At 73.1% G+C, this 10,682-nt stretch carries 8 protein-coding genes; 4 read left to right on the top strand and 4 right to left on the bottom strand.

Annotated features, from left to right (window positions below; genetic code table 11):
• The first annotated feature begins 136 nt into the window (after positions 1–136).
• A complete protein-coding gene (locus tag RF647_RS14195; protein WP_368812277.1) occupies positions 137–2,086 on the top strand; it encodes a BCCT family transporter in 1,950 nt (649 codons plus the stop codon).
• Between the two features lie 157 nt (positions 2,087–2,243).
• Positions 2,244–3,089: an IclR family transcriptional regulator gene (locus RF647_RS14190; RefSeq protein WP_368812276.1), complete on the top strand. Its 846-nt coding sequence runs from the start codon at positions 2,244–2,246 to the stop codon at positions 3,087–3,089.
• Positions 3,090–3,156: 67 nt separating this feature from the next.
• Here RF647_RS14190 and RF647_RS14185 read toward each other — a convergent pair whose 3' ends face one another.
• Positions 3,157–4,059 carry a hypothetical protein gene (locus RF647_RS14185; protein WP_368812275.1) on the bottom strand — a complete coding sequence of 301 codons (903 nt, stop codon included), beginning with the start codon at positions 4,057–4,059 and terminating at the stop codon, positions 3,157–3,159.
• 220 nt (positions 4,060–4,279) lie between these two features.
• Between RF647_RS14185 and RF647_RS14180 the strand changes: the two genes are divergently transcribed.
• Positions 4,280–4,954: an SDR family NAD(P)-dependent oxidoreductase gene (locus tag RF647_RS14180; protein ID WP_368812274.1), complete on the top strand. Its 675-nt coding sequence runs from the start codon at positions 4,280–4,282 to the stop codon at positions 4,952–4,954.
• Between the two features lie 49 nt (positions 4,955–5,003).
• On the opposite strand, the gene RF647_RS14175 is transcribed toward RF647_RS14180, so the two are convergent.
• From RF647_RS14175 to RF647_RS14165, 3 genes are all read right to left on the bottom strand, one after another.
• Entirely contained in the window at positions 5,004–6,119 is a 1,116-nt protein-coding gene (locus RF647_RS14175) for an NAD(P)-dependent alcohol dehydrogenase (protein ID WP_368812273.1), read from the bottom strand.
• Positions 6,120–6,315: 196 nt separating this feature from the next.
• Positions 6,316–6,969 (bottom strand): hypothetical protein, encoded by a 654-nt coding sequence (locus tag RF647_RS14170; RefSeq protein WP_368812272.1) that lies wholly within the window; start codon positions 6,967–6,969, stop codon positions 6,316–6,318.
• Between the two features lie 204 nt (positions 6,970–7,173).
• Positions 7,174–8,808, bottom strand: coding sequence for an ATP-binding cassette domain-containing protein (locus tag RF647_RS14165; protein WP_368812271.1), 1,635 nt, complete (start codon positions 8,806–8,808; stop codon positions 7,174–7,176).
• A gap of 316 nt (positions 8,809–9,124) precedes the next feature.
• Here RF647_RS14165 and RF647_RS14160 point away from each other — a divergent pair, with 316 nt between their 5' ends.
• A complete protein-coding gene (locus RF647_RS14160) occupies positions 9,125–10,567 on the top strand; it encodes a YfcC family protein (RefSeq protein ID WP_368812270.1) in 1,443 nt (480 codons plus the stop codon).
• Positions 10,568–10,682 lie beyond the last annotated feature (115 nt).

Genomic DNA, 10,682 nt, shown 5'->3' with positions numbered 1-10,682 from the left:
GTCCTCGTCCCCTCCGAACACCACATCGGCGCCTTCCACGACTGGATCACCGACAAGATCGGCGACGTCGTCGGGACGGCGCCACGCCGGTCCTCCGGGACCGGGCCGCAGCACCTGTTCCCGGGAGGGGATCACGATGAGCACTGAGAATCCGTCACCGGGTCCGTCGTCGGACGCGGAAGCCCCGCCGGCCTGTCCCGTCGACGACACGACGCACCTCCACGAGGCGGAGGCCGAGGAGACCCAGATCCTCGGCGAGCTCAGGGAGGGGGTCCGGAAACGGCGCAGCTCGCTCCGGGGCGATTTCGAGGGGCTGGACAAGGTGATCTTCGGCGTGACCGGCGCCCTGGTCGTCGCCTTCGTGGTCTGGGGCTTCGTCGCCACGGACAACCTGTCCACCGTCTCGACCACGGCGCTGGGCTGGGTCCTGGAGAACACCGGGTGGATCTTCGTGCTGATGTCCTCCCTGTTCGTCGCCTACGTCCTGTGGCTGGCCCTGGGACGGTTCGGCAACATCCCGCTGGGCAAGGACGGCGAACGGCCCGAGTTCAGGACCGTCTCGTGGATCTCCATGATGTTCGCGTGCGGCATGGGCATCGGTCTGATGTTCTACGGCGTCGCCGAGCCCCTCTTCTACTACATCTCCCCGCCACCGGCCACGGTGGACGCCGGCACGGCTGAAGCCATCGAGACGGCCATGGCCACGTCGCTGTTCCACTGGACGCTGCACCCCTGGGCCATGTACGCGGTCCTCGGCATCGCCATCGCCTACGGCACCTTCCGCCTGGGCCGCAAGAACCTGCTCTCCGAGGCGTTCGTGTCCCTGTTCGGGCGGCGGGCGGTCGACGGCGTCGGGGGCAAGGTCATCAACATCCTGGCCATCTTCGCCACGCTCTTCGGCTCCGCGGCCTCGCTCGGGCTGGGTGCGCTCCAGATCGGCAGCGGCCTGCAGTTCAACGGAGTCGTGGGCGAGGTGGCCACCCCGATGCTCGTGCTCATCATCGCGGTGCTCACGTTCTGCTTCGTGGCCTCGGCGGTGTCGGGCATCGAGCGCGGCATCCAGTTCCTGGCCAACACCAACATGGTGCTCGCGGTGGTCATGGCCCTCATCGTCTTCGTCGTGGGACCCACCCTGTTCATCCTCAACCTCATCCCCAACGCGATCGGCTCCTACCTCCAGCAGCTCCCGGAGATGGCCGCCCGCACGGAGGCCTCCGGTGGCGAGGAGATGCGGGCGTGGCTGTCCAGTTGGACCATCTTCTACTGGGCCTGGTGGATCTCCTGGACGCCGTTCGTGGGCATGTTCATCGCTCGCATCAGCCGCGGCCGCACCATCCGCCAGTTCGTCACCGGCGTGCTGCTGGTGCCCTCCCTGGTGTCCCTGCTGTGGTTCGCCGTCTTCGGCGGCAGCGCGATCCACATCCAGCAGGCGGCGAACGCGACCCCCGACCCCGGCGACGGGATCGCCACGGTCGTCGACGGCGTCCCCACCATCTCCTTCGACGGCGCGATCTACGACATGTTCAACAACCTCGGCACGCCGCAGGCGCTGACCATCGGCCTGGCAGTGCTGGCCATGGTGCTCACCGCCATCTTCTTCGTCACCGGGGCCGACTCGGCATCCATCGTGATGGGCTCCCTCAGCTCCCGGGGCAGCCTCGAGCCGTCCAAGCCCGTCGTGATCTTCTGGGGCGTGTTGATGGGAGGGGTCGCGGCCGTCATGCTCCTGGCCGGCGGTGATACTCCCGCGGAGGCGCTGAGCGGTCTGCAGCGGCTCACCATCGTCGCCGCGCTGCCGTTCGTCCTCGTGATGTTCGTCCTGTGCATCGCCCTGACCCGCGACCTGCGGGCGGACCCGATGTGGTTGCGCCAGCGTTTGTCGGACTCCGTGATGCGGCGGGCCATCCGCACGGCCGTGGACGAGTACGGGCACCAGAAGTTCACCCTGGTCACCCAGGAGAGCTCGGATCCGCCCACGGCCCAGTTCCAGGCCGTGGACGCCACGGCCGCCGGTCAGCCGATCTACGCCCGGGTGGACGGCCAGGAGAACGGCCAGGTCCGCAAGAAGGGGGCAAGCCGCTCGTGAGGGCAGCCGTGCTGGGCCGGGGTGTGCCCCGGCCCAGCACGCAGGTCGCGGGGCAGCCTCCCACCGGGACCGGCCCTCCTCGGGCGGACGGGCAGTTCTCGGACGGAACAGACAGAGCGGACGAAGTGCTGAAATGACGACTGACTACCATGGGGTCATGTCCCCAAAAGCCCCCAGACCCTCATCCACTGTCGACGTCGCATCGGAGCAGCCCAGCTCGGACGGGGTGACCCCGGGCGGTGTCCAGTCCGTCGACCGGGCCATCACCGTGCTCGAGGTCCTCGCCCGGACCGGTGGTTCCACGGTGACCGAGGTGGCCACGGAGCTGGGGGTGCACAAGTCCACTGCCTCACGGCTGCTCGGCGCCCTGGAGTCCCGGGGCCTCGTGCACCATCCGAGCGACGGGAGCCCGTATCAGCTCGGTTTCGGTATCCTGCGGCTGGCGCACGCGATCCCCGGCCGGCTGAGCGTGGTGGCCGAGGCGCGCGACGAGGTCCGTGGCCTGGCTCGGACCCACTCCGAGACGGTCAACCTGGCGGTCCTGCGGGAGGGCCACGCCGTCAACGTGGACCAGGAGATGGGCCCCTCCTCGGTCGCGACCCACGACTGGATCGGCAGCCTGACCCCCCTGCACGCCACGTCCAGCGGGAAGGTGCTGCTGGCGGGGCTGCCGTCCGACGAGAGGGCCCACGTCCTCCGCGACCAGGGCATGCCGGCCCTCACCGCACGCACGATCACGTCGAAGAAGCAGCTGGAACGGCAGCTGATCGAGGTGGCCGCCCGGGGCTACGCCACCGTGTGCGAGGAGTTCGAGATCGGGCTGAACTCCGTCGCCGTGCCCGTGCGGGACCATCTCGGCACGGTCATCGCCTCGATCAGCGTCTCGGGACCGGCGTTCCGGTTCACGGAGCAGCACATGGCCGACATCGTCGACGACCTCAAGGAGGCGGGCCTGCGGGTCAGCCGGCGCATGGGGTACGCCCCGCGCGACGACTCCGCGTAGGAGGTTCCGTGCCGCCTCGCCCCTGGCACGGCGTGGTCCACGGCGCGCGGCGCGGTCTCTCGGGCACTCAGGCGCGGAAGGAGGCGATCATCGCCTCGACCTGCCGGTGCTGCTCCGATCCGGCGTACTCCCGGGCGGCCTCGAGCGTGGGGAAGTCGTGGACCGAGCTGAAGATGACCGTCCGGTAGGTGATGCCGTTGGGCGCGACCACCCCGGTCTCGACCAGCCCCAGGCCGTACAGGACGTGCGGCAGCATCGTGGTGGGCGGAGGGGCGTCCGCATCGGTCAGCGAGGTCACGAGCCGCACGGCGTCCGGCCAGCCGTACGCGTTGCGCAGTTCGGGCGCGGACGTCAGGTCCATGGCCACGGAGCGCACCACGAACTCCCCGCTGCTGGACAGGGGCACGCTCCCCGGGACGTCCCCGAGGTGGGCCACCGGCGGCATCGAGCAGTCGGGGCCGCACTCGGCGCCCCAGGCGATGAGGACCGACAGGTGGCCGACGGGAGCACCGTCCGGCCCGAGCACCGTCACCGTGCCGCCGACGTCCGAGAAGTCCCCGTCCACGCTCCACGTCGCGGGCAGCTCGAAGGCGAAGGCGGCGTCGGCGGCCGTGCCGGAGTTGGTCACGAGCTCGATGGGAGCGGGCGCCGGGCTCGCCGCGGGGCCCGCCGTGGGGCTCGCGGTGGGAGTGCCCGTCGAGTCCTCGGCGGGGCCGGTGGTCGGGCTCGCGACCGGGTCAGCGGCCGGGCCCGCCGTCGGACCCTGGTCCGGGTCGGCGGTGCCCGCCGAGGCGGGCACCGTGCCCGGCCCACCCGGGGACTCCGCCACCGTGGCGGCCAGCGACGCGGCCGGGCTCGTGCCCTCGGCGGAGGGGTCCCCGCCGGACGGGGTGCCGCAGGAGGCCAGGAGGAACAGGGCCGCGGCGGCCGCGCCCAGCGCCCGGGTCGGTCGTGACGTGGTCGGTGACATGTGGACGGCCCCCCGATCGCGGAGCACCAGCGCCCCGGGCGTGCGCCCGGCCCGGCTCCGAGGACTGCAGGCTACGCCGCCCGGTTCGCGGTCGGCAACGGCGGACGGCGGGCACCCGGCGATCGTTGTGGGATCGCAAATTCCTGGGCGCTGTCGGAGAGCCTGGGTACGCTCGGGGCACGGCCCGCTCCGAGGCCGCACCGGGGACAGGAGTGGGGCCATGGACCTGAACGGCGCGAGGATCCTCGTGGTGGGGGCGACCGGCGTCCTCGGACAGCGGCTGTGCGAACGGCTGAGGGAGCGCACCACCGACATCGTGGTGACGGGCCGCTCCGCCTCCGCCGCGGAGGAGCTGCGGCGCGGTCTCGGCCTGCGCGCGGCCCACGCCCTCGACCTCGTGGACCACGACGAGGCGGCGGAGGTGGTGCGCCGCGCGGCCGAGGAGCTCGGCGGGCTCGACGCCGTGGTGATCGCCACCGGGATCGCCGCGTTCGGCCCCGCGGCCGACGAGGACGAGGCCGTCGTGGAGGAGCTGTTCGAGGTCAACGCCCTCGGCCCCATGGCCGTCATCCGGGCGGCCCTGCCCCACGTCGCGGACGGCGGCGCGATCGCGGTCCTCACCGGAGTGGTCGCGGAGCTGCCGCTGGCCGGGATGGCAGGCTATGCCGCCAGCAAGGCGGCCATGGCCTCGTGGCTGGGGTCGCTGCGGCGGGAGCTGCGCCGTCGTCGGATCGCGGTGGTGGACGCCCGGCTGCCGCACATGGACACCGGGCTCGTGGACCGGGCGCTCACCGGCCTGCCGCCCCGGCTGCCGCCGGGGCACAACGTGGACGACGTCATCGCCGCGGTGGAGCGCGGCCTCGAGCGCGGCGTCCACGAGCTGCGGATCGACTGAACCGGGTGCCCGTGCCCGCCGGACCCGCCGCGGCGGTGGGGGCGCCGCGTCACCGGGGCATGCGGATGACGGGCTTGACCACGTCGCCGGACCCGCTGTCGGCGAGGGCCTGTTCGATCTCGTCGAGCTCGTAGAAGCGCACCAGCTCGTCGAACGGGAACCGCCCCTGCCGGTGGAGGTCGATCAGGGCGGGGATGAACTTTCCGCTGCGGCTGCCGCCGCCTAGGACCCCGACGATCCGCTTGCCCCACAGCGCGTGCATGTGGTCGAGGCTGAAGCGCGCCTGGGCGGGCGCGCCGCCGATGAGCACGAGCGTGCCCAGCATGCCCACGCAGTCCGCGGCCTGTTCCACCACGGGGACCACCCCGGTGCACTCGAAGGCGTAGTCGGCGGCGCCGCCCGTGATCCGGGCGACCTCCGCGACCACGTCCGTGTCCCGGGAGTTGATGACGTGGGTGGCCCCGTAGCGGGTGGCCAGCTCGAGCCGGGAGTCGTGCAGGTCCACGGCGACGACCGTGGTGGCGGCGGTGCAGCGGGCGGCCATGATCGCGGCCAGTCCCACGGCCCCGACGCCGAAGACCACCAGGGACGAGCCCGGCCCCGGGCGGGCCTCGTTGAGCACCGCGCCGGCGCCCGTGCCCAGCCCGCAGGCCAGGGGTCCGAGCAGCTCGAGCGGCACGTCGTCGGGAGCCTTCACGAGGGCGTCGGCGAGGACGATCGAGTGGGTCGCGAAGGACGACTGGCCGAAGAAGTGCCCGGAGACCTTTGAGCCGTCCGCCCGTGTGTAGGCCGAGGTCCCTGCGTCCTCGCCCCGGAAGCGGCGGCCCGAGACGAGAGCCTCCCCGGTCCGGGCGCAGTAGCGGGGCTGCCCGTCCAGGCAGTTGCGGCACGCTCCGCACGAGGGCCACCCGATGACGACCCGGTCGCCGGGCACGACGGCGCTGACGCCCTCGCCGACCCGCTCCACGATCCCCGCGCCCTCGTGGCCCAGGATCCCCGGCAGCGGCAGCGGCATGTCGCCCGCACGGGTGATGGCGTCGGTGTGGCAGACCCCGGTCGCGACGATCCGGACCAGCGCCTCCCCGCGGCCGGGTTCGGCGAGCTCGACGTCCTCCAGCTCGAACGGGGCCCCGATCCCCTCGACGACGGCGGCGCGGATCCTCATGGTGTCCTCCTCGGCACTCCCGGTGCGGTGACGCGGCTCACGCGCCCCCTGCTCGGCAGTCTAGGGGCGGGCGCGGTCTCCGGGGGAGGTCAGGCCCGACCGGACAGGACGAGGCGGCCGGAGCCGATCCGTGCGGGAGGCGGCGGACGGCCCGCGGGCGACCACGGCGCACTCCTCCCGCAGGAGGAGCGACGGGTCAGCCGTGGCCCAGGACCCGCATCTGCTCCGGGGTGAGCCGGCCCCCGTTGGCCGCCGCCGCCTCGAACGTCGGCAGGTGGATCTCCTGGGAGGCGCTGCGCAGGTTGGTGAAGACGCGGGTCAGGGGTTCGTCCCCGCGGACCTCCTCCAGCAGTCGGTCGTAGAGCGCGATGTTGTCGGCCTCCCAGGCCGCCCAGGCGGTGGCGGCGGCCTCGAGGTCGGTGGGCGCGGGGATCCGCGCGGTGTAGGGGTTCGGCGGGACCGTGACACCGAGCCGCTCCAGCTGGCGGGTCAGGGCGTCGACGTGCTGCTCCTCGGCGGCCTGGATGCTCGCGTACGGCTCGACGGGTCCGAACTCGTCGACGACCGCCCGGTACTGCGCCGAAGCGGCGTACTCGCCCTCGGGGGACATCAGGGCCTCCCACGCGGCCGCGGCCACGGGGTGGGCCGGGGCCGGAGGAGTCGGCACCGAGGGGACCGCCCCGGCAGCACCCGAGGCGGGCGCCGTTCCGGGCTGCGCCGTCGCCGAGCTCGACGGGCTCGACGTCGGGACGGTGCCGCCCCCGGTCGGCGGGGAAGCTTGCGGGCCGCAGGCGCTGATGGCCGTCACGAGGAGCACCGCAGCGGCCGGGACGATCAGTCTCTGGTGCATGATCCGTTCTCCATCTTGGGAGGAGCAGCCCGGCGGGATCGCGCGGCTCGACGGTCTGTGGTGACGCCGACGACATCATACCCCAGGGGGTATATGGAATCAGGAGGTGTGACGTCTCCACGCCCCTCTGTGACGGCGTCCGACCGCCCCTCTGCTCCGCGGTCCGGGGCCGCCCCCTTCCTGCCCCCGCCCACGGCGGGGCCGTCACAGGCTCAGCCGCGACCAGCCCTTCGTGTCCCGCAGGAGCTGCCGGTCGTGAGTGGTCAGCACCACGGCCGCGGCCGTGGCGGCGAGGGCCTCGGTGAGCTCGTCCACGAGGGCGATCGAGAGGTGGTTGGTCGGTTCGTCCAGCAGCAGCACGTGCGGCCGGGACGCCAGCACCACGGCCAGCTCGAGGCGCCGCCGCTGCCCGGCCGACAGCTCCGCCACGGGGCGTCCGCGGTCCCGCGCCGCCAGCAGACCCAGGGACTCCAGGGGGGCCACCTCGTGCTCGGCCAGCCGGTCCGCGAGCACGAGCCGGACGAGCTCCTGCTCGTAGACCTCCTGGGCCGAGCGCGCCCCGTGCCGGACCCCGTCCTGCAGCAGGTGGCCGATCCGCGCCCCGGGGGCGGCGGCGCGCCGCCCCGCGTCAGGAGCCAGCGCACCGGCGAGCACCTGCAGCAGGGTGGACTTGCCCGCCCCGTTGGGGCCTGCGACGACCAGCCGGTCCCCGGACTCCAGCACCACGTCGACGGGCCGGAGCAGCCGACCCGTGACCGCGACGCCCTCGGCGCGCACCAGCTCGACGCCGGGCAGCGCCGGCAGCTCCGGCACCGACAGCTCCAGCGGGGGCTCGGGGACGTCCACGCGGTGCCGCTCGAGGTCCTCCTGCCGGCGGTGCACCGAGCGGACGAGCCCCGGCGCGCGGGTGGCGCGGGTGTGCTTGCCGGTGCCCTTGTCCGGGCGCCATCCGTCGACCAGGCGGGAGCGGGCGCGCTGGAGGTTCCCGGCCAGCCGGGCGTGCTCGGCCTGCTGCTCCCGGTGGTCGTGGATCCACCGCGAGCGCTCGGCGGTCCGGCCGGCGCGCCAGCCCGCCACCCCTCCGCCGTACCACCGCGGGCGTCCGTCCCGGCTGGGGTCCAGGTCCAGGACGGTGTCCACGACCTGGCCCAGCAGCCGCCGGTCGTGGCTGACCAGGACCACGCCGCCGCGGAACTCCCGCAGCGCCGCCCCCAGGTGGGCCAGCCCCGCGGCGTCGAGGTGGTTGGTGGGCTCGTCCAGCAGCAGGAGGTCGTGGACGGTGCCGAGCAGACAGGCCAGGCGCACCCGGTAGCGCTGGCCCACCGAGAGGGTGCCGAGCACCCGGGAGCGGTCGGACACGGCGTGCAGGGCCTGCAGGGCGAGACCCACCCGTCGGTCGGCGTCCCAGGCGTCGAGGGCCTGGGCGACCGCCAGCGCCTGCGCGTACTGCTCCGGGGCGCCCGGCCGGTCCGCGGCGAGGGCCCGGGCGGCGGCCTCGACCTGCGCCACCGCGGCGTGCTCGGCGGTGAGCTCGAGGTCCAGGAGGTCCCCCACGGTGCCCTCGGGCGGCACGGGCAGCTCCTGGTCGACCACGGCGAGCGTGCCGGTGCGGCGGACGGTGCCGGCGTCCGGGAGGAGGGCGCCCGAGAGCACCTCCAGCAGCGAGGTCTTGCCGCGGCCGTTCTCCCCCACCACGCCGAGGCGGGTGGTGGGGGTGATCGTGAGGTCGAGCCCGTCCAGGACGGTGCGGGAGCCGCGGACCAGGCGGATCCCGGTGGCGGTCAGCTGGGCGTGCTCGCCCGCGGGCACGGCGGGACGGTGGACGGGAACGGCGGACATGCTTCCTCCGGGGTGCGGAGCCGCGCGCGGCCGGACGGCCGGGGCTCCTGACGAGGGGACGGGCGGGCAGGACGACGGACCGCCGCGGCGGACGCGCGGCGGGATCCGGAACCCGTCAGAGGAAGAAGTGGTGGAACATGGTCACCCCAGGATAGCCGGGGTGAGCAACCTCCGGGGTGCCCCGCCCGGATGAAACGATCGTTCCAGCACAAGCCTAGTTGCATTAAACGATTCCGACATCTTGTGGCGTCGTCGATGAAACGCGGGTTCCATACCGTGGCTGTCGCCCTCCTCCCGCGCCACCGAAGGAACTCCCATGGCCACCACAACCACCCCGCTCGACCGGCGACCGGCCGGCGAGCGCCCGCGGTTCCGGATGCCCCACGTGTACGTGGTGCTCTTCGTCCTGTCCGGACTCGCCGCCCTGGCCACCTACCTCGTGCCGGCCAGCCGGTACGAACGCGTCCTCGGACCGGACGACCGCGAGATGATCGACCCGTCCAGCTACGGCGCCGTCGAGTCCTCGCCGACCTCCCTCGTCGACTTCGTCACCGCGATCCCGCGGGGACTCGTCGACGCCTCGGAGGTCGTGTTCTTCACGTTCGTCATCGGCGGGACGTTCATGGTGCTCCGGCGCACGGGCATCATCGAGGCCGCCCTCGACCGCACCAGCCGGCGCTTCGCGTCCCGGCGGACGCTGCTGATCCCCGTGCTCATCACCGCCTTCGCCGTGATCGCCTCGCTGATCGGCACCCAGGAGCTCGCCCTCGTCTACATCCCGGTGATCCTGCCGGTCATGATCGCCCTCGGCTACGACTCCCTGACCGCCGTCGCCGTCGCCCTCGTGGGCACCACCGCCGGCTTCACGGCGGGCGTCCTCAACCCCATCAACACGGGGCTGGGCCAGCAGATCGCGGGTCTGGAGCCCTTCTCCGGACTCGGTCTCCGTCTCCTCGTGCTCCTGGCCCTGGTCGTCACCGGCTCCGTGTACGTCATGCGCTACGCCCGGAGGATCAGCCGCTCCCCGGAGCGGGGCCTGCTGCACGACGAGCCGGCCGAGGCGGAGAAGCGCCGCCTCTACGCCGACGGGCACTCCGGCGAGCCCCTCGTCCTCACCCGGCGCCAGGGCGCCGCGCTGCTCACCTCCGCGCCGATCGTCGGCGTGCTGGTGTGGGGCGTGCTCACCCAGGGCTGGTTCTTCCTCGAGATGGCCGGGATGTTCATCGTCCTGTCGGTCGTCGTCGGGCTCGTGGCGGGCCTGTCCGTCAACGAGGTTTGCGCCGCCTTCACCGAGGGCATGCGGGACGTGCTCGAGGGCGCGATCATCGTGGGCGTCGCCCGCTCCGTCGCCGTGGTGCTGGAGGACGGCAACATCCTGGACACCGTCGTCCACGCCCTCGGCAACGCCGTGGACGCGCTGCCCGCCGCGCTCGCGGCGCTGGGCATGTTCGCGGTGCAGACCCTCTTCAACTTCGTGGTCCCCTCGGGCAGCGGCCAGGCCGTGGTGACCATGCCGATCATGGCGCCGCTGGCCGACCTGGTCGGTGTCACCCGCCAGACGTCCGTGCTTGCCTATCAGCTGGGCGACGGTCCGTCCAACATCCTCTACCCCACCTCCGGGTACTTCATGGCCGCCCTCGCGATCGGCGGCGTGCGGTGGGAGAAGTGGGTCCGGTTCTTCCTCCCGCTGTTCGGCATCTGGGTGGTGCTGAGCGCGCTGTTCCTGGTCTTCGCGCAGCTGACCCAGTGGAACGGCTGACACACTTCCCTGCCCTGCCTTGCCTTGCCTTGCTCCCCACCAGCCGACCCCGTTGAGTCCCCCGTGTGCTCGCAGTTCCCCCCGACCGATCCGGGGGAACTGCGACCACACGGGG

Source organism: Kocuria sp. CPCC 205263, from assembly GCF_040981075.1.
Lineage (GTDB): Bacteria > Actinomycetota > Actinomycetes > Actinomycetales > Micrococcaceae > Kocuria > Kocuria rosea.
This window is presented reverse-complemented; position numbering and strand designations above follow the sequence as displayed.